Annotated in this window: 14 protein-coding genes; 7 read left to right on the forward strand and 7 right to left on the reverse strand. The window is 61.3% G+C overall.

All coding sequences use genetic code 11. The features are described from left to right. Window positions 1–147: 147 nt before the first annotated feature. Genes AAF358_21820 through AAF358_21835 form a run of 4 tightly spaced genes read right to left on the reverse strand, consistent with a single transcriptional unit; the run spans window position 148 to window position 4,143 of the window. Window positions 148–1,368, reverse strand: coding sequence for a DUF1501 domain-containing protein (locus AAF358_21820; protein ID MEM7708207.1), 1,221 nt, complete (start codon window positions 1,366–1,368; stop codon window positions 148–150). Between the two features lie 11 nt (window positions 1,369–1,379). After that, a complete protein-coding gene (locus AAF358_21825; protein ID MEM7708208.1) occupies window positions 1,380–2,984 on the reverse strand; it encodes a DUF1800 domain-containing protein in 1,605 nt (534 codons plus the stop codon). After that, a complete protein-coding gene (locus tag AAF358_21830; protein MEM7708209.1) occupies window positions 2,981–3,709 on the reverse strand; it encodes a hypothetical protein in 729 nt (242 codons plus the stop codon). Before AAF358_21830 ends, AAF358_21825 begins: the two co-directional genes overlap by 4 nt. Further along, window positions 3,706–4,143 carry a hypothetical protein gene (locus AAF358_21835; GenBank protein MEM7708210.1) on the reverse strand — a complete coding sequence of 146 codons (438 nt, stop codon included), beginning with the start codon at window positions 4,141–4,143 and terminating at the stop codon, window positions 3,706–3,708. Before AAF358_21835 ends, AAF358_21830 begins: the two co-directional genes overlap by 4 nt. Window positions 4,144–4,399: 256 nt before the next feature. Between AAF358_21835 and AAF358_21840 the strand changes: the two genes are divergently transcribed. Genes AAF358_21840 through AAF358_21865 form a run of 6 tightly spaced genes read left to right on the forward strand, consistent with a single transcriptional unit; the run spans window position 4,400 to window position 11,748 of the window. After that, on the forward strand, window positions 4,400–4,744 hold the full coding sequence (locus AAF358_21840; protein ID MEM7708211.1) for a hypothetical protein: 345 nt from the start codon (window positions 4,400–4,402) through the stop codon (window positions 4,742–4,744). A 46-nt stretch (window positions 4,745–4,790) separates the two neighbouring features. After that, window positions 4,791–5,840, forward strand: coding sequence for an agmatine deiminase family protein (locus AAF358_21845; protein MEM7708212.1), 1,050 nt, complete (start codon window positions 4,791–4,793; stop codon window positions 5,838–5,840). A 26-nt stretch (window positions 5,841–5,866) separates the two neighbouring features. Next, window positions 5,867–6,724 carry a nitrilase-related carbon-nitrogen hydrolase gene (locus AAF358_21850; GenBank protein MEM7708213.1) on the forward strand — a complete coding sequence of 286 codons (858 nt, stop codon included), beginning with the start codon at window positions 5,867–5,869 and terminating at the stop codon, window positions 6,722–6,724. Continuing rightward, window positions 6,721–7,944 carry a TraB/GumN family protein gene (locus AAF358_21855; protein MEM7708214.1) on the forward strand — a complete coding sequence of 408 codons (1,224 nt, stop codon included), beginning with the start codon at window positions 6,721–6,723 and terminating at the stop codon, window positions 7,942–7,944. Before AAF358_21850 ends, AAF358_21855 begins: the two co-directional genes overlap by 4 nt. Before the next feature lies 1 nt (window position 7,945). Beyond that, a complete protein-coding gene (dusB, locus tag AAF358_21860) occupies window positions 7,946–8,947 on the forward strand; it encodes a tRNA dihydrouridine synthase DusB (GenBank protein ID MEM7708215.1) in 1,002 nt (333 codons plus the stop codon). A gap of 8 nt (window positions 8,948–8,955) precedes the next feature. Continuing rightward, the gene (locus tag AAF358_21865; protein ID MEM7708216.1) at window positions 8,956–11,748 is read left to right on the forward strand and encodes a DUF349 domain-containing protein; all 2,793 of its coding nucleotides are present in this window, start codon (window positions 8,956–8,958) and stop codon (window positions 11,746–11,748) included. Window positions 11,749–11,793: 45 nt separating this feature from the next. On the opposite strand, the gene AAF358_21870 is transcribed toward AAF358_21865, so the two are convergent. Genes AAF358_21870 through AAF358_21880 form a run of 3 tightly spaced genes read right to left on the reverse strand, consistent with a single transcriptional unit; the run spans window position 11,794 to window position 19,254 of the window. After that, window positions 11,794–14,835, reverse strand: a complete 3,042-nt coding sequence (locus AAF358_21870) for an efflux RND transporter permease subunit (protein ID MEM7708217.1) — start codon at window positions 14,833–14,835, stop codon at window positions 11,794–11,796. Window positions 14,836–14,876: 41 nt separating this feature from the next. Next, a complete protein-coding gene (locus AAF358_21875) occupies window positions 14,877–18,128 on the reverse strand; it encodes an efflux RND transporter permease subunit (GenBank protein MEM7708218.1) in 3,252 nt (1,083 codons plus the stop codon). 4 nt (window positions 18,129–18,132) lie between these two features. Then, window positions 18,133–19,254: an efflux RND transporter periplasmic adaptor subunit gene (locus AAF358_21880; GenBank protein MEM7708219.1), complete on the reverse strand. Its 1,122-nt coding sequence runs from the start codon at window positions 19,252–19,254 to the stop codon at window positions 18,133–18,135. 387 nt (window positions 19,255–19,641) lie between these two features. Here AAF358_21880 and AAF358_21885 point away from each other — a divergent pair, with 387 nt between their 5' ends. Then, window positions 19,642–20,277, forward strand: coding sequence for a c-type cytochrome (locus AAF358_21885; protein ID MEM7708220.1), 636 nt, complete (start codon window positions 19,642–19,644; stop codon window positions 20,275–20,277). Window positions 20,278–20,315 lie beyond the last annotated feature (38 nt).

The following is a 20,315-nucleotide window of genomic DNA, read 5'->3' on the forward strand; positions in this document are numbered from 1 at the left end:
CGGCCATAGCTAGGGCTATGACCCCGACGAATCGCCTTGGCCTGACGCCTGACACGCTCGCTGAAGTGACAGCCACGCCGCGCGGACCACTGACCCCAGGGCCTTGTGGACACGCGCTGAAATACAACGAACTTTTCAAACAGGACACTAGAGGGAGCGAAACAGTCCGACCGACTGCGGCCCGTCAAAATCTGGGAAGATTTGATTGACGGTAGTGCTGCCGGCCCGGTTGATCAGCATGTCGCTGAGCACCGTACGAAAATCAGTTGTGACGTCCAGATCACCACGATCCAGGTTTTGCGGCTGCAGCCCGGGCCAGTCGGCGATGACCTGACCGCCGTTGACACCGCCGCCCATGGCAAACATCACCGAGCCATGCCCGTGATCGGTCCCCTCGGAGGCATTCTCCGCCAGGCGGCGGCCAAACTCGGTCATCGTGATGACCGTGATGCCGCTCATGGCGTCTCCCATATCCGCATGAAAGGCCGCCATACCCTGCGCAAGACTCGTGGCCAGCGGTCCCAGCTCATCCACCTGGCGGTCGTGATGGTCCCAGCCGTTGATATCAACGGCCGCCATTTCGAGCCCTAGATCCGCCTTGATCAGCTTCGCCAGCTGTGACATCTGCACGCCGAACGTGTCGTCAGGATACTGCGCGCCGTTTTCGGTCGGAATGGTCAGTGGGTCGGCGGCTGCGAGCAGGTCGACCGATCCCAGAATGCTCTCCGCGACGAGATCCAGCGACTGCTGCTGGTCGAACATGGCGGTGATGTTCTCGCGAATCGCGGGCAGCCATTCCTCAGGCGCGGCGAGCGCATAGTCATCCAACTGTTTGACCCCCACGCTGGGCAGCGGCCCGCGAAGCGACAGCGGCAGCGCGTTGCCAAAGCCTACGGCGCTAAAAGTCTCGGCAGTGCCGCCGCTGACCTCCGCGAGATAACGGTTGAGCCAGCCGTCTGCCACGACGTTTTTCTCCAGCACCCCTTTTTCCATAAAGTCCTGCGCGTCGAAGTGCGATCGCGAGTCGCCCGGCGATCCCGCAGCATGGACCACCCCGAGCGCGCCGGACTCATAGAGCGGCAGCAGCGGACTGAGCTGGGGGTGAAACCCAAAAAACCCATCCAGATCCAGCGCGCCGCCCGCGGTCCCAGGCTCACCGATGGCCAGCGTTGGTCGCGCGTCGAAATACGGCCCTTCGGTGTACGGAACCACCAGATTCAGCCCGTCAGCCGCACCACGCTGAAAAATCACGATCAGCAGGTCTCGGCCGGTGGCCGCCTTCTCCGCCGTAGAGCCGAAAACCAGCTGAGGCCCTAGCGCCGGTATGCCCGCCAGCCCTGCTAATGACAAGAATTGTCTTCTACGCATGCTCGTGCTCCTCAGCGATTCTGAAAGTAGCGGGACGCCAGCGAGCTGGCGAGAACGGCTCTGGCGGAAGCCACGGCCTTACTCAGGCTCAGCGGCACCGTCGCCGACTGCCCACCGGCAGCCAGCGCGATGAGCGCCGCACGATCGGCGGGACCAACCTGCCGGTGGAGGAACTGCTCAAGTACCCGATCCACAATCTCCGCCGGCGTTCGGGCGCTGCCGAGAAGGTCCAGCATGCTGATTGCAAAAAAATCTGCCATGACAGGTTCGCGGCCACCATCTCGCACGCCACCATCAACGCGTGTACTCGCCGGAACCTCGCCAAAGGCGACGGAATAACCAAGGTTCCACCGACTGAGCAAAGCGTTGGTGTTAAGCCAGTCGCCTTCCTGGTCGCCGTAGCCGGTCGGCTCCGCGGCAAAGAACGGAATCTGCCCCAGATTCTCGAGCTGACGGAAGATCACCGAGAAATAATCGCTGCCCTCAACGGGCTGCAGGCTGCGAACCATCCCACCGACAAGCTCTGTCGGACGCCGAAACTTCTGGTTTTCGCTAGCCCGGAATTCGTCCGAGAGGATGAGGGTTCTCAGCACCGGGACCATGTCGCCACCGCTCGTCGCAAAAGTGTCAGCGACCCGACTCACCAGAGAAACCGGTGGATCGTCCGCAACGAAGCGCCGGCAAAGCTTGCTGGCCAGAAACTGTGCGGTCGAGGGGTCGGCCAGCAGCAAATCCAGCACCTGTTCGCCGTCCTCGATCCCGCCGCCGGCAGGAATATCGACGCCCAGCACACGCTTGCTGCCGACATCGTGGTTTCCTTCACTGAAGACGAACACCTCTTCCGTGCGGGCGTCGATCGTCCAACCGGTGAAACAACGAGCAACTTCGATCACGTCGGTTTCGGTATAGCCGCCGTCGACACCCAGCGTGTGCAGCTCCATCAGCTCCCGGGCGTAGTTTTCGTTGGGCCCAAAGCGAGTGTTGGAGAAATTGTCCAGGTAATAGAGCATCGCCGGGCTGCGGGCATTCGCTCGGAGCAGGTCCTCGAAGCGGCCCAGCGCGAAAGGCCTGACGTTTTCCCGATCGTCGACAGTTTTGAGGTACTGAACCGGGCCGTCGAGAATGAACACGTTGAAATGATTGGTCCAAAACTCGACCATAACTTCAAAAAGCTGCCGGGGGCTGAACAGTTGTTGGGCGATCGTGGCGACAATCAGCTCAGACACCGGATCAAAGTTGTCGTCCTCCAGGCGTTCAAAGATCTCCGCGTAGCTCATCGCCAGGCTCGGAAACAGGTCGACCAGCAGGTCCTCAAGGAACGTGTTGTCGATCTGCTCGGCGTTGAGCTGATAGTCCAGGTAGCCTTCGAACCCGAGCTCAAGCGCAAACTCCAGATCGGGCCCAGCGATACCAAAAGAGGTTCGGTTCAGCAGGTGAACCAGACTTTGCTGAACGCTGTCGCCGATCGCTTTTCGTCGCGGCCCCTGGCGCTTGGCCTGCGCGGTGCGCCATTGCTGCAGGTGGTGATCGATACGGCTGGCAGCGATGACCGCTGCGATCCGCTGGCCGTCAAAGGCCACCTCACGGGTGCCCATGGCTCGGTTCATCATGTTCATTGGCTCTGCTCACAAAGGCTGGTCAGATACAGGCGATCGAGGGGGATCTGGCCCGACTGCTGCGCGTTGGTGGCGTTAAACCATGCGGTGGCCCGCTCGCAGCTCGAAAAATCGACCGTCAGCTCCCCCCAAACCGGCTTATCGACCGAATCGGGGGCGTTCATCACCCCACCGGTCGCGCTCAGCATCTCCAGCGTCGCGCGGCCCTCGCTGGGCGTGCCGCTGCCGACCAGCCAGAGCTGCTCGCCGCTGGTGAAGTCGAAGGTGAACCAGTACGCCACCAAGACGTTTGTGGCGGGTACGTATTCAAACAGCAGCCCCTGGCCGGCCGCAGCGGGATTGAACCAGCCCGCAGAAATGCGGTTGTCGATCGCAAACGGCGGTGACTCGTCGAGAATCTGCAGCCCGCCGCGCATGCCTGCTTCCGCGTCGCTAAAAAAGAAATACTCGCCCGGCGGATCGATTACAGCGAGCTCGAGCTGGTCGCCAGGGGTGAGCCGTTCGCTGGGCAGCCCGCTGATTTCGGTGCTTGCCTCCGCCGCGATTCGGTGGCTGCCTTCGACAACGCGGAACAGGAGCGTGTCGCCGGCGCGCGCTTCCACGACCTCCGGAACAAACCGGTTGTTGAGGACAGACACCTCGAACGTTGCCGCCGCAGCCATTGGCGCCGCCGCGATCAGCAGCACGGGAAGCAAAAGCCAGCCGACGAGTCGCACGCGCATCATTGGCCTGCTCCCTCACTGCATTCAACCACCGGCGTTAGGCGCTCCAGCGAAATGGTCCCGCTGCTGGTTCCCGTGTACGCGAACTGCCCGGTTGTACAGCTGCTGAAACTCAGCTCGGCGGTGCCCCAGCTTTCGTTGACCGGCGCTGTATCCGGTGAGTTAAGCGCACCGCCCCGGGTCAACGTGAGCTCCAGCGAGATGGGCTGTTGATCGAGGGTGCCCGATCCGGTGAGCCAGAGCTGAGAGCCACCCTCGGGGGCGAACGTAAACCAGGCGACAAATGCCTGGTTGCTGTCGGGGATGAGATGAATTACAAAACCTTGCCCGTCTTGCTCCGGATTCCACCAGGTGCCATTCAGGCCGGTTTGGAGCGCCGGAGCTGCCTGCACGGTCGTGGCGACCAGCAGAACAAGGAAAAGAATCAGGCTTCGCATCGGCTCACTCCCGTGGTTTCGGTGGTTCAACGCAGCAGCGCCCCAGATGGTTGACACGAATCGTACTCGTGACGCCGGATCCATGGCGTCTCGGCGGACGAAATGGCGCGGGAAGTCGTGCTGCATTGAATCCAGCCTAAACCAAACCCCGCTCCAAAGCCGCGATCGAAACCTCAAATGTGAACCGTGTGCAGCCATGGAGGCGGCAATTTGCTAGAATTTCCGACGATTACCCACGTCTTTTGGGGAGGCTGTCATGATAAAAAACCAACGAATGGGCCGCCTGTCGGCGCTCGTCAGCGGGTGCGCGCTTTTGCTTGCCGCGGCCGGTGCCGGCGCACAAGATCCGGTCCGCAAGGACGTCCTGCTCATCGACCGGATGGCCAAGACCGCCCATATGAGCGTGCCGGTCAACGGCCTGACCATGGATGAGGTGGTTCAAAAATTCGGCGAGCCAGCCAATCGGTATGGCGCGGTCGGAGACCCGCCCATCGCTCGCTGGGTCTACGACAATTTCACCGTCTACTTCGAGTATCAGCGGGTCATTCACGCGGTCATCAATCGCGCCACCCAAAGCGAATCTGCGCCGCCGCAGAATTGACTAGTGGGTCGGTTGCCGCGGCAACCGCGTCAGGGACGGAATACGGATGCTGAATCAGCCCACAGTCGAAGCCCGATGGCGGCTGCCGGCCGAATGGGAGCCTCAGGATGCAACGCTTCTCGCCTGGCCCTACGAAGGGTCGGACTGGACACCGGTGCTCCGCTACGCGCAGCGAACCTACCGCGAGCTGATCGCTGCCATTCGCCGCTATCAGCCCGTTGTGCTGTGTATCCGTGGCGAAGACCTGCTCACGGAAGACTGCTGGTCCGATCCGGGCGGCAAACACCCCGTCATTGTGGTGGCTACGGAATACGACGACACCTGGTTGCGGGATACAGCACCTCTGACGCTGTTTGACGATCTCGGGCGGCCGGCCTGGGCTAACTTCGTGTTCGACGGCTGGGGCGGGCGCAGCCATCACCCGCTCGACGCATCACTGGCGTCACGTCTGTGGGCTGAACCTCAGTTCAACAAGCTGCCCTTCCAAAACTACCCATACGTCATGGAGGGCGGAGCCATCGATTCCGACGGCATGGGCACCGTCATGACGACCACCCGCTGCTGGCGCAGCCGAGATACCGATTTCAGCAAGCGGAGAATCGCCGCCAACCTCGGGCTGCACCTGGGTGCAGAGCGCGTACTGTGGCTGGACCATGGCGAGCTGCTCGGCGACGACACGGACAGTCATATCGACATGCTCGCCCGGTTCGCCCCGGACAACACGATCATCTATCAGGGCTGCCAGCTTCCGTCTGACCCTCATTATCCCTTTATGCAGTCGATGCGGGCCCAGCTGGAGACGTTCCGGACGCTCTCGGGCAAACCCTATCGACTTCTCGAACTGCCGATGCCGTCGCCGGTTGGCACTGGGCGCTATCGCTGTCCGGCCACCTACGCCAATTTCCTGGTGTTGAACAACGCTGTGCTGATGCCCACCTATGGTGACGACGAACATGATCAGCAGGCGGCCCGAGTGATCAGCACCGCATTTCCAGGCTTTGAGGTCGTCGGCATCGATTGTCGGGTTTTGATTACCCAAGGGGGCGCCGTGCACTGCGCCACCATGAATCTACCCCTTGGCGCACTCAGGCATTGATCACCCGCAATACACTCAAGGTGGCGCTGCTTCAGCTCGGAGCAGGCGCCGGCCAGGAGCAGGCTCGCGTCGCTGCCGAGCGCGCGCTGGCCGAAGCGGCGGAGGCTGGTGCCACGCTCGCGCTGCTGCCGGAACTGCACCTCCATCACTATTTCTGCCAAACCCACAGCCTGGCGAACTTTGAGCTCGCTGAGCCCCTGCCCGGTCCTTACAGCGACTGGCTGGGCGAGCAGTCGGCCCGCCATGGCCTGGTGATCGTCGGCTCGACGTTCGAACGCCGCGAGCCGGGGCTGTATTTTAATACCGCAGTGGTGACCGATACCGATGGCCAGGTTGCTGGCTGTTATCGAAAGCAGCACATTCCCGATGATCCGGGTTACCACGAGAAGTACTACTTCACGCCGGGCGACGGCGAGCTCACCTGCATCGAGACCAGCGTCGGGCGACTCGGCGTTTTGGTGTGTTGGGACCAGTGGTTTCCCGAGGCAGCCAGGATTCTCGCGCTCGATGGTGCCGATCTGTTGCTTTACCCAACGGCAATCGGCTGGGACAACGCAGATGATGGTGATGAACAGGCGCGGCAGCACGATGCGTGGCAAACGGTGCAGCGCGGCCACGCCATTGCCAACGGACTGCCGTTACTCGCCTGTAATCGGATTGGCCAGGAGCCGGCCGGTGAAATGCCCGGTCAACGGTTCTGGGGTGCCTCGTTTGTTGCCGGCCCCCAGGGTGAGGTGCTGGCCCGCGCTAGCCACGACCAGCCGGAAACCGTTTTGGCCACCGTCGATTGGCAGCGGCGAGACGCCGTAAGACGAGTGTGGCCCTTCTTTCGTGACCGGCGGATCGACCGCTACTCCCCCATACTCCAGCGGACCGCAGGATGAGCACCGAAACCACCACACCCGCCGTGTCTCCGGAGCTGGCTGACCAGCCGTTGGCGGTTGTGATCAGCGGTGACGTTGAATACACGCTGCTGGGTACCGCACACGTCTCGAAGCGCTCCGTCGAGGCCGTTAAGGCCTTAGCGCAGCAGCAAGTGTTTGACGCCATCGCCGTGGAGCTGTGCCAGAGTCGGTATGACGCGCTGACCAAGCCCGACTCGTGGCAGAAGACCGACCTTTTCAAGATTATCCGCCAGGGGAAAGCCGGGCTGGTGGCGGCCAACCTCGCGCTGGGCGCCTATCAGCGTCGACTCGCGGACCAATTTGGGATTGAACCCGGCGCGGAGATGAAGCAGGCGCTCGAGGAGGCCACCACGCTTGGGCTGCCCCACCTGCTGGTCGACCGGGACATCGGGATAACCCTGAAACGGGTGATGGGCGCGGTCGGCTTTTTTGACAAGTTTGGCATCCTCGGCGGCCTGATCACCAGCCTGGTCACGCGGGAAGAAATCTCTGAGCAAGATATCGAGCGACTCAAAGAAGGCGACATGCTCGAGAACACGTTCGCTGAGTTCGCTGAGAATTCCGAACCGCTTTACCGAGCACTGATCGAGGAACGGGATCACTACATGGCGGCCGCGCTGCGGCAGCAAAGCGCCGAAAAAGGTGTCCGCAAGGTGCTGGTTGTTATCGGCGCTGGCCACCTGAAAGGGCTGGCCGGAGCACTCGAGCGCGCGGACGCCGAGCCTACGGAAGTCCTGTCCCGGCTCAACGAGCTTCCGCGGCGCGGTCAGTGGATCAAGGCTCTGCCCTGGTTGATCACCGCGGTGATCTTGACCGGCTTTGCGATCGGGTTTTACCGCAGCCCTGAGCTTGGCTGGTCGCTGGTGGTATTTTGGGTTTTGATCAATGGAACCTTGGCAGCCTTAGGAGCCGCAGCGGCGCGAGCCCATCCGCTCACGGTGGCCTCGGGGTTCGTCGCAGCCCCCCTCACCTCGCTCAATCCTACGATTGCCGCAGGCATGGTGACGGCTTCCGTGGAGGCCTACCTCAGGCGGCCGAGGGTGGCCGACTTTTCTGCCCTACGCGACGACGTCACCACACCTTCGGGCTGGTGGCGAAATCGGGTTTCGCGAGTCCTCCTGGTTTTTGTGTTCTCCAACCTTGGCTCCATGCTGGGAACGTGGATCGGTGGCTTCCGAATCTTTGGAGCCCTTAGCTGACATGGCCCAAGCGCCACTCAAGCTCGGGCCGTACAGGCTGCGTGGCCGCGTTCTCTTAGCACCGATGGCCGGCATCAGCGACCAGCCTTTCCGACGTCTATGCCGACAGCACGGAGCGGCTTTGACTACCTCAGAAATGCTCCACGCCGATCAGCGCCTGTGGCATACCCGAAAATCGAGTCAGCGCATCCGGATGGATGAGGATGAAGAAGTCCGGTCCATTCAGATCGCCGGAGCCGAGCCGGCGATGCTCGCTGACGCTGCCCGCGCGTGTGAAGAACTCGGCGCGCAGCTGGTGGATATCAATATGGGGTGCCCGGCCAAGAAGGTTTGCAACAAGCTGGCGGGATCTGCGCTGCTGACCGACCCGGAGCTGGTTCAGAAGATCCTCACAGCCGTGGTGGGTGCCGTCACCATTCCGGTGACGCTCAAGATCCGAACCGGACCCTGCCCTCAAACACGTAACGCCCTGGAAATTGCTGGTATGGCTGAAGATTGCGGCATTCAGGCGCTGGTCATCCACGGCCGAACGCGCGCTGACCGCTTTCGCGGCGAAGCTGAGTACGGCACCATCCGCCAGGTGAAAGCGAGGGTGTCCATACCGGTGATCGCGAACGGCGACATCCAAACGCCGGAGGACGCGGCGCGCGTGCTGAGGATGACGGATGCCGACGGCGTCATGATCGGCCGAGCGGCCCAGGGGAATCCCTGGCTGTTCACTCAGGTTCAGCGCTTCCTGGACAGCGGTGAACTTCTCCCCGGGCCTCAGCCAGACGAGCTGGGCCAAACCCTGGTCCATCACCTCGCGGCGCTGGAAGATTTTTACGGACCGGTCCTCGGCCCCAGGATCGGGCGTAAACATATCGGCTGGTACCTGCAACGGATTGCCGGAGGAACGGAACTTCGGCAGACTCTGATGCCGCTGACCGAAGGCGTCGCCCAACGCGAACGCATCCGTCAGTGGTTCGAAAACCATCAACCAACGATGGCCGACGCGGCCTGAGCTTATTCATGGGTCTCAAAACACTGCTGTTCAAACCTCGCTGGCAACATAAAGACCCAGCGATTCGCGCGCGCGAGGTGGCGCGGTCAGAGGATCCTCGCTTGGTCAACGAGCTGTCGCAGATCGCTCGCAGCGACGCTGATCCAGACGTCCGCCTCGCCGCCAGCCGTCGCGTAACTCATCTCGATACCCTTTTTGCGATCGCCAGCATGGACAGCGCGCCCGCGGTCAGCGGCTATGCCTGGCGTCAGGTCAGACATCAGCTGGAGACGTTGCCAGAAGGTGACAGCGCCAGCGTGCAGCTAGAGATCCTGAAGCAGCTCGACGACGATCAGATGATCGAGCAGCTCGCCAGGAAAGCTCAGTCGACCCTGCTGCGCGGAGCGGCCCAGGAACGCCTCACGCGCGAGGGCCTGCTCGGCGATCTGGCAATCAGTGACCCGGACCCGACGCTGCGTATGCGGGCCGCCGGCCGGGTCACCAGCGAATCGACCCTCCGGCGCATCGCTGACGGCGTCAGAAAAAGGGACAAGAAGCTCTACCGCAGCGTGACCGACCGCCTCGAGGCGCTCCGTGTCGCCGCCGGCGATACGGAGATCGTGACCGACCGAGCCGTCGCCCTGTGTCAGTCTCTCGAACATCTGGCTGTCGGTGAGGAATCCCGAGAGAACCGCGCGGCCGAACTCAATCGAATCAAGCAGTCATTTCAGGGCCTGAGCCGCGACACCAAGCTACCCAAAGAGCTGCTGGCGCGTTTCGAAAGCGCCGCAACGATTGCCGAAGCCACGCTGAGTGATCCAAAAGAAGATCCCCTCGCGCCGCTTCGGGCGGAGCTCAAGGCGTTTACTACCCGATCTCAGCAGGTGATCAAAGGTCGCGAGCTGGAGCCTGTGAAAGCCCTTCTCCGCAGCTTCCCGGACCTCGATGAAAAATTGCAGGCTGAAGCCCCGGAGCTGCGTGAGCAGCTCAGTGAACAGCTGGATCTGCTGACCGACAGGCGACAGGAGCTCTTGGCCGAGGCCCGTCCTGATCCGGCGCTGGTTAAGCTCTGCGAAACCGCTGAGCGGCCGGGGCGGCGCGGCGGAAAGGCGGATTTTGTCACCGACCTGCGCAGTCGGTGGCAGCGCGCGGCCTCTACCCCGCTGTCACCGGTCAACCAAGAGCTCAAACAACGATTTGACGCCGCGTTAGACGCGCACTCCACCCGGCAGGCCGAAGCCGCGGCCCGGCGCCAGCAGGCCGGCGAAGCATTTGCGGTTCAGCTGGAGACCTTGGAAAAGGAGCTGGACAGCGGCGACGTCAAGCAGGCCGCAGTGGCACTTCAGCGTGCCCAGCAGCATCTCAATAACGCCGGTAAACAGCATCCGGAGTCCGGCCGCCTGACTCAGCTGCGCGGCAAGCTGCAGGAAATGCGGCAATGGCAGCGCTGGTCTAACGACGAGGTGCGACAGCGACTCGTGGAACATGCCGCCGCCATTCCCGGCTCCGGCATGCACCCGGACGCCGTTGCGGCCCGCGTAAAGGAACTTCGCGGGCGCTGGAAAGAGCTGGACGCCAGCGAACGACTCGCGGGCGACCCACCCAATCGGCCGGTGAGCCCAAAACTCTTCCGGGAGTTTCAGGCGGCGTGCGAGGCAGCCTTCGAGCCTGCCCGGCAATTCTTCGAAAAGCGCGCAGAGGTGCAGAACAAACATCTCGACGAGCTCAACGAACTCTGCGAAAGCCTGGCGGGCATTACGCCGAGCGGGGACAACTGGGACGAAATCTCCCGCGCGGTAGGACAGGCCCGCGGTTCGCTTCGACGGTTGTCTGAGGTGCCCCACCGCTATCGGGCGGGGCTTGCCCAGCGGCTACGCAGCGAGGCCGACCGGCTCGATGAGGCGCTCAAGGGCCAGTACGAGATCGTGGAACGACGCAAGCGGAAAATCATTGAAGAAGTGACGGCGCTTATCGAGGAACCCGACACCGCGAAAGCGGTCGAGGCTGCCAAAGCCGCCCAGCAGCGCTGGAAGGCCGCAGGGCGCCTGCGCCGCGGTCTCGACCAGAAGCTCTGGAAAGAATACCGCACAGCCGCCGACCAGATCTTCGGCCGGCTGGACGAGCAGCGTCAGCAGGCCCAGGCGGAACGTAAGGCGAGCCGCGCTCAGCTCCAGGAACTGTTGAATGAGGCAAAACAGCTCGAACCGTCCTCAGAAGGATTTAGCGCCGCGCGCGATCAGCTTCACCAACGCTGGCGCGAAGCCGGCGGTGACGATCGCAAGCTTCAGCAGCAGTTCTCCGAGCTGATCGAAAAAGCTGAGCAAGGCCATCGACAGCATCAAACGCAGCTCGCGTCGCGTCAGCGTCAGGTGCTGCGCGACCTGGAGCAGCAGTGCCACGAGGCGGAACAGGCTGTCCTGAGCGGTGTCACTGAAGCGCCGACCGTCGCGGCCGGCGAGCTCGACTTGGGGCATGCACCCGGGCTCACCCAACGCTTAGCGCAGCTCGGAACCTCGCTCCAAGCGCTGAGCCCGGAGGCGCTCGAGGAGCGTCTGAAACAGCTTCAGGCGCTTTGCATTCGCGCCGAGTTCCTGGCGGGGACGGACACGCCTGAGCCGTTTCATGAAGAGCGGATGAGCTACCAGGTCAAGCGGCTCGCTGAGCGAATGACGGGAGAAGCGCGGCAGACGCTGAGGGAGGAAGCTGACGAGCTTGAAGCGCTATGGCTTGGCAACGGACCGCTCCCGCCTGGCGACGCGTCCGACCAGACCCGCAAACGCCTGCTGGCGGCGCTGGTCGAACTAGACTCGCAGCGTCCCTAGAGCGCGAGTCCCCGGGCTCGGGCCAGCGACTCGCGGCGAAACGTCCTAAGCCGCTTCGCCCTGCCCGGTCACTCGCTTACGGCGACCACCAAAACGCCGAACCCGACTCGCCGCCTGCCAGCGGCGCTTGGCCCAAAGACCGAGATCATCCAGCGTCACGTAGATGGTCGGTAGCACGCACAGGCTGATGACCGTCGAGAACACCAGACCGCCGACAATCGCCCGCGCCATGGGGAAATAGGCAGGGCCCCCGCCACCGATCTGTGTCGTTCCAAAACAAAGCGGCAGTAGACCCAGCACCGTCGTGCCGACGGTCATCAGGATAGGGCGCAACCGATCTCGCCCACCTTGAACTACGGCGTCGCTGCGGAGCATGCCGCCGCGGCGCAATTGGTTGATATGGTCGACCAACACAATGCCGTTGTTCACCACAACACCAATTAACACCAGGATGCCAATTAGCGCCATCAGCGAAAAGGTGGTCTGGGTCAGCAGGAAAAACCAGTAGACCCCAACAACAGAAAAAATGATCCCGGAAACAATCGAAAGCGGGTGCAGCACCGACTCAAACAGCGCCGCCATGATGATATAAATGAACAGGATCGCAAGCAGAATGTTGATGACCATCTTGTTGGCCGTGTCGTCGTTGAACTGGAATCCTCGGCCAAACTTCCAGCCATAACCCGCGGGAAGCTGCAGCTGATCCATCACCTGCTTGATATCGTCACGAGCTTGATCCATCGTTTTGTTGTTTAACGTAGCGGTGATGCCCAGCCCTGTCTCTCGATCTTGTCGATTGATATTGCGAGGGCCCGAACGAACCGCCATCCGCACGAGCGCGCTCAAAGGCACTTCCTGACCGTTACTCGCCGTCAGCTTTAGTGACTGGATATGGTCCACAGTCTGCGTGTCGGATTCGGCAAAACGCAGTGTGACCGGCACCTCTCCATCAGGCCCGCGGTAATCGGAGAGCTGCGTGCCGCGCAACGCAACCGCGATGGCCTGTGCTACCGTTTGGGCGCTAATTCCGTAGCGTGCGGCTTTGTCCCGGTCCACGGTCACCGACACCTCCCGATCTCCGGCACCCAGATCGGTTTTTACATCCTCCAAGCCTCGGATCTGGCTCAGCGCAAAAACTACACCGTCAGCCAGCTCCGCCAGCCGTTCGCTGGACTCGCCGGTAATCGACAGAGACACACCCTCAGCACCGGCAGAACGCTGCTGATCGAAGCTCGGTTTACCGATCGCAATCTTGGGCAGGTCCTCGCGGATCATCTCCTTAATCTTTTCCGACGAGAGCTTGGCGCTGTCGACGTCCTTCAGCAGGATCGATGACTGGGCCTCACCGTCTTCGGAGAAGTAGGTGTAAACCTTGTCGATCTCGAAGCGCTCTTGATTCGCGTAGAGGTAGTCTTCGATCAGGTCGACCGCGGGCCGAACCTTGTCGAGGGGATACCGCTGATCCAGGTTGTAGCGCAGGAACAGATCGCGATCTTCTTCACTGGGGAACATATCCGTTTTGACGACGCTGATCGGACTGGCCACGGAAAACAAAATTAGAAAGATGGCGCCCCATGCCGGCCAGCGGTGACCCAGCGTCCAACCCAGGAATCTGGCGTAGTGTTCCTTCAGCCGATCGATCCAGTTTCTCCTCCGCTCCGCCGGCGCCTTGACTCGGGTTGTCACCAGTGGAATCAGGGTCTGGGCTATCACCAGCGACATGAGCAGCGACAGACAGATCGCAAACGCCACATGCTGTAGAAATATCTTGATCTCGGACATCTCGCCAAAAAGATTTGGCAGAAACACCGCCATTGAAGTCAGTGTTCCGGCAAGTACTGCCAGCCCGACCGATGACACGCCTCGCTCCGCCGATCCAACCGGATCGTCTGGGGTCTTCTCACGCTCAGTGAAAATCGCCTCACTCACAACCACCGCGTTATCCACCAACATTCCTACCGCGAGCATCAGGCCCATCATGGAAAGAATGTTGAGCGTAAACCCAGCCAGGAACATCGCCCCAAGCGCCACGGTAATCGAAATAGGAACCGCTAGAGCAACCAGCAGCGTGGTCACAACGTTGCGCAAGAACAGGTAAAGGACCACCATTGAGAGCAAGGCACCGAGGAGTCCGGCACTGAGAAGGTCCTGAAGACTGCTTAAGACACCTTCAGCCTGGTTTTCGAGAAAAAAGAGCTCAATACCCTGCATTTCTTCACTCGTTCCGGACTCGGCAACCTGCGCCAAAATTCGTTCTGCGGTCGCCACAAGATTGGCCCCGCGCTCGCGGTGAATCTCAAGGCCGATGGCGTAGTTCTGGTCGAGGTGACGCTCGTAGGTCCGCTCCATGGGCTCAAAGCTGATACTGGCAATGTCGCCGAGCCGCGTTCCTCTGCTGTTGATAACCAAGTTACGAATTTCATCGATACTGCGAAACTCGCCAACAGGATTGACTCGGAGACGCTGTCCGCCATCGCTGATGAGACCCGCCGAGGCGGCAAAATTGGCTGCCTCCAGACGCGTACTGAGCTCGCCCAGGTTGATTCCCATTGCGTCGACCCGGTCGGCTGAGAGCTCAATCCGGATCTCGCGCGGTTCGACACCCTGTAGTTCGACCCGAGCCACACCCTCAAGCCGCTCGATGGGCCTGACGAGATTCCGCGTCAGCATTTCATACGACTCGGAAAGATCTCGCTGGCTGGATATCCGCAGCGTCAGCATCGCCTCATCGGACGTATTGAATTTGAAGACGTTGATGCGCCTCAGATCGGCCGGCAGCTCATCCCGGATTGCGTCCAAGCGCTCTCGGGCTTCTACCGCCTGTACGGTGGTGTCTTTGCCCCAGTCAAACGCCATGAAAACCTGCGAGCCCTCTGGCGTTGAGTTGCTGTTGATGAACTTAACGCCTTTTAGGGTCGCCAATGCCTCTTCCGCCGGCCGCGTGATCAGCCGTTCGGTCTCACGTGGCGTCGACCCCGGATAACGCATGTCAATAAACAGAAACGGCGCATCAATCGACGGCAGCATCTCCAGGGGCAGAAGGCGAGCAGACAGCCCGCCTAGCACCAGCAGAGAGAGAAAGATCATGGCCGTCGCCACCGGACGGCCGATACAAAACTGCGCTGGGGTCACGCCCCCTCCTCCACCGGTCGGATCGGCTCTAGCGCCGCAAAGCTTCGCTTCCGATCCAGCAGGTCGTACATGACCGGCACAACCACCAGCGTCAGCAGTGTGGACACCAGCAGCCCGCCGATCACCGTGATCGCCATGGGCGCACGCATCTCGGCCCCCTCGCCGACCCCCAGAACGAGCGGCACCAAGCCCAGCGTTGTGGTCAGGGTGGTCATCACAATCGGCCGCAGCCGCGAGTGACCAGCCTCGATAATCGCATCTCGTTTACTGGTGCCCGCAGCGCGCAGCTGGTTGATCAGATCGATCAGCACAATGGCGTTATTCACCACAATCCCAGCCAACATGATCAGTCCAATAAATACGATCACGCTCAGCGAGGTGCCGGTGAGCGTCAGCGCCGCCACCGCACCCACCGCCGCCAGTGGAATGGAAAAGAGAATGACCAGCGGGTGGATGAGCGACTCGAACTGCGATGCCATCACCAGATACACCAGGAACACGGCCAGCCCCAGAGCAAACGCCAATGACTTGAACGACGCGTCCATCTCCTCACTTTGCCCGGCAACCCGGTACTTCACGCCGTACGGCAGCTTCAGCTGATCCAGCAGGGCTTGAGCTTCCTCCACGCCCTCTTTCAAACTGCCGTAACTCAGGTTGGCCGAGATGAGTGCTGCACGCTCCTGGTCGACTCGATGGATCTCCGCAGGACCCTCCGTGGCCACCACCTCAGCGACCGATCCCAGGGTGACGGGCCTGGCGCTCGCTGGATTCACGATCAGATCCCGCACGTCGTCAACCGAGCTTCGGTCGTCCTCGCGGGCCCGCACCAGCACGTCGATCTTGCGGTCGCGGAAACTGTAACGGGTCGCCACCTCGCCGCGGATCTTCTGCACAACCTGATCGGACACCTGTCGGTTGGTCAGGCCGAGGGCTGCGACCCGCTCCTGATCAAACAGGATCTGGATCTCCGGGTGGCCCTGTTCCAGGCTGGACCGCACATCCGCGAATCGATCTGAGGTGCCAAGCGCCGCCTTGATCAACGCGCCGCCCTCTTTCAACCGGTTGAGTTCGAAGCCGAGCACTTCGATTTCCAGGGGCGTCGAGAAGCTGAACAGGGCCGGACGGGAAAATTCAGCCTGGACACCCGGCAGCGAGCTGACCGTCGCGCGCAGCCGCTCGATCGCCTGGGCCTCATCGCTCGGCCCGGTACCGCGCTTCATCACTACGAGCACCTCACCGATGTTCTCCCCAGACTCGGTCGGGTTTGCGTCGATGCGATTTCCGGTACCGGACACAGCGTGCACCTCGTCGATAGCATCGATGTCTCGGGCCGCGGTCTGCACCAAACGCACCACCTCGTCGCTGCGTTTGAGCGGCGTCCCGGGGCTGAGTTTGACGGTTAGCTCAAACTGTCCTTGGACCAACTGCGGGATCAGTTCAGCGCCCAGCCTCGGCACCTGGGCGACGGTCAACGCCATCGCTACGGTGGCGACCAGCAGAATGACCCAGCGATGGTTGAGCGACCACGGCAGGATGGCGCGGTACCAGCGGGCGAGCAGGTTAAACAGCGCCATCACCAGTTTCGCGGGCCACTGCAGGACCCAGCCCAAGGCAAAGCCCACTGCCCTTCCAGCAATGACGCAGCCGCTTAGCACCATCGTCGGGAGCCACGAGAAAACGAAGGTTCGGCTCGCACGCATGCCCCGCCCCGCCCGTGTCCGAGGTTCTGACGAAGGATGTTCCTCCTCCGGAAAACTGAGCGGCGACTCACCACGCAGCGATGACAGCATCGGGATAACGGTCATCGCAACGGCGAGGGAAACCAGCAGTGCAAAAGTGACGGTCAGCGCCTGGTCTTTGAACAGCTGCCCGGCGATGCCCTCTACAAAAATCAAAGGCAGGAAAACGGCGACGGTGGTCAGGGTCGAGGCGAATACCGCACCGGATACTTCCTGGGTGCCGTTGACCGACGCATCGAGCACGCTGACACCCCGTCGGCGATGGCGGCTGATGTTCTCCAGAACCACAATGGCGTTGTCTACCAGTAGTCCAATTGCCAGCGCGATACCGCCGAGCGACATAATGTTCAGCGACAGGTCAGCCATGTTCATCAGGAAAAAGGTGGTGATGATCGACAGCGGAATCGAAGCCGAGATCACCAGCGTTGGCCACGCGTCTCCCAGGAAGAAATAAATGATCAGCACCGCCAGCAGGCCGCCAAACAGGGCCGCCTGAGTCACGTCGGAGATGGACTGGCGGATAAAAACCGACTGGTCGTCTACGGTCACCAGCTGGAGGTCTTCGGGCAGGGTCTCTTTAAGCTGCTCAAGCCGGGCGATCACCGCCTCAGCCACTTTTACCGTGTTGGCATCACCCTCTTTGTAAACAGCAATTTCCACAGATTCGCGCCCGTTGGTGCGAATGATCGCCTGGCGTTCCTTGTAGCCCTCCTGGATCTGAGCAACGTCGCGGAGGTAAACGGGCCGGCCGCCGGCCGGTGAAACCACGAGATCGCGAATTTCGTCTACGGTTTGAAACTGGTTGACCGTGCGGACCAGGTAGCGTTCGGTGCCCTGCTCCAGCCGTCCGCCCGACACGTTGACGTTCTCCTCCCGCAGCCGGTTGACAACGTCGCTGCCCGACAGATTGAGCTGCGCGAGGCGCCGCTGGTCGATCTGGATTTGAATTTCGTCCTCGAGGCCGCCGCTGATTTTTACGGCCGCCACGCCCTCGATCGGCTCCAGGCGTTTCTTGAGCTCCTCATCAGCGAAACGCCGCACCTGTTTCAGCAGGTTTTCGTCAAAGCCTTCGGCCTTTTCTGAATAGAAGGCGAGCCGCAGCACCGGATCGGTCGAGGGATTAAACCGCAGCAGAACGGGCCGATCGGCGGACAGCGGCAGCTGAAGCACCTCCAGCTTCTCCCGCACGTCCAGGCTGGCGAGATCCATGTCGGTGCCCCAAGCAAACTCGAGCATCACGTCCGCCTGTCCGGTGCGGGACACGGAACGAACGTTCTTAACGCCCTTCACCACGCCCACCTGCTCTTCCACCGGTTGCGTAACCAGCTTTTCGATTTCTTCCGGGGCCGCGCCGATAAACTCCGTGCGGACGGTCAGCGACGGGTACGACAGCTCCGGCAGCAGGTTGACCTTAAGCTCGGACAGCGCAATGACGCCGAACACAAGCAACAGCACCGAGAACATCGCCACGGTGACGCGACGACGCGTGGATACACGGATCAGACTCATGGGTTTAGCCGTTGGTTTCGGTTTCGGCGATTCGCTCGGCAAGTACCGACGCGCTGTCAGGATCTGGCAGGTTGATGACGTCTAGCAACGTTTCGTCCGCGATACTGCCTTTGCCTGCGGTGACCACCTGCTCACCCGGCTCAAGCCCCTGAAGAATCTCCACCACACCGTCAGTGGTATAGCCGACCTGCACGTCAACGCGCTCGGCCCGCTGGCCGACGACGCGATAGACGTAGCGCTCCTTGTCTTCCACAACCAGCGCGTCCTGCGGAATGGTGATGGCCTCATCGTGTTCGTCGTAAACGACGCTGACGCGGCCGAACATACCGGGCTTCAGGCGAGGATCGGGCTGGGGCATCTCGATGGTGACTTTAAACGTACCCGTTTGTGGGTCCACTACCGGACTGATTCGGGCAAGCTCACCCTCGAAGGTTTCCTCGGCCAGCGCATCAACCTGTAGTTCGACTGGCTGACCAGTACTCAGCGCCGAAAGCTCACGCTCCGGTACGTAAATCACCGCCAGCAGCGGGTCAAAGTTATGAACCCGGAACAACGGGTCGTGGAGATTAACCAGGTTGCCAATCTTCACCATCCGCTCGGAAACCACACCGCCGATCGGAGACCGCACCTTGGTGTAGCTCAGTTCGAGCTTTTGCATCTCGTAAGAGGCTTTTTCGGTTTCAAAGTCAAAGCGTGAACGCTCAAAGGCCTCGGCGCTGATCAATTTCTTTTCTTTCAGCTCACTCGACCGACGAAAATCGTTCTCAAGGCGAGCAAGCGTCGCCTCGGCGCGCGCCACCTCGAGGTCGAGGCGCTCACGATCGAGTTCCGCAACGACCTGGCCCGGGACCACCTGGTCCCCCTCTTCAACCAGCAGCTTCAGCACCACGCCGGGGGTTTTTGCGACGACGTCCGCTTCACGGTCCGCTTCCAGCAGCGTCGTACCGTTATAGGCCGCAAACACACGACCGGTGCCGACTGAGGCGACCTCAACAGGCACCGCCAGCTCTTCTTTTTCGTCAGACGATTCATCGGCGTTAGCTTGACCCTCTTCCGACGCACCGCCGCAGGCAACCAAACCCAAGATCAACATTGCCGCCCCTGCGGCTTTCCACCAAACTTTCATCGACTTTTTCCTTATCTCAACCGAATTATCGGTATTTAGTCCCCAGATTTGAGCCGGATACGGCATTTTTCTGCCATATGGGTGTTGTAGTTCACTATAACGCCAGCACTCCTGTCCCCGATATAGCTCGTAAGTCATGGCACCAGCCCAAAGTGACAACAGCCTGAATTTTCTAAGCACAAAAAGTGCCAACCTCGGCGAGGCCGCGGATACTGGCAAACCGGCTGTCAAAAAGCTGTTGAAACGGTGATGCAGCGGCGAAAGCACCGGGAGAATGGCGGATTTCGCCACCTTTGCCGGAGCAGCGTGCGACGGTATACTACGCCGCGGTTCGGCAGGCGCCGGCCCGTCAACGTTAGCAAGCTGATTGAAGCAGGGACTCACACATTGAAATCAAATGCCGCCAGATTTCTGGCCGGGCTGACGCTGGTCGTCGTGTCCGCCAGCAGTAGCCTGTGGGCTCAGGACAACACCCAGCAGGGCGACCCTGCGCGGGGTGCGGTCAAGGCCTATACCTGTACCGGGTGCCACGGCATTCCAGGCTACAACAACGCTTATCCGACTTATCACGTACCGAAGATCGGGGGGCAAAACTACCAATACATCGTCGCGGCGCTCAAAGCCTACCGCGATGAGCAGCGGAACCACCCCACCATGCTCGCCCAGGCCGGCAGCATGAGTGACTTAGACATCCAAGACATCGCTGCCTATTTTGTTTCGCTCGAGGGCAGCGAACCGAAGCCTGAGTATTTTCCCAAAGGGGACGCGGCCGCAGGCGAAGGCAAGATTCAGCTGTGTATTGCCTGCCACGGTGCTGACGGCAACGGCATCGACCCGCAGTATCCTCGGCTGGCGGGCCAGTATGGGGACTACCTGGTGAAAGCGCTTCAGGACTATAAGTCCGGCGCCAGGGTCAACGCCATCATGGCTGGCTTTGCGACCAACCTGAGTCTGGAAGATATGCGGGATCTGGCGGCCTATTACGCCGCGAAACCCGGCTTGATCGACCTGAAAATCGAGTAATCGCGATGCCTCGCCGGGCGGTCCTCGCCCGGCAGACA

The sequence above is a fragment of the Pseudomonadota bacterium genome, assembly GCA_039033415.1.
Taxonomy (GTDB): domain Bacteria; phylum Pseudomonadota; class Gammaproteobacteria; order Xanthomonadales; family SZUA-38; genus JANQOZ01.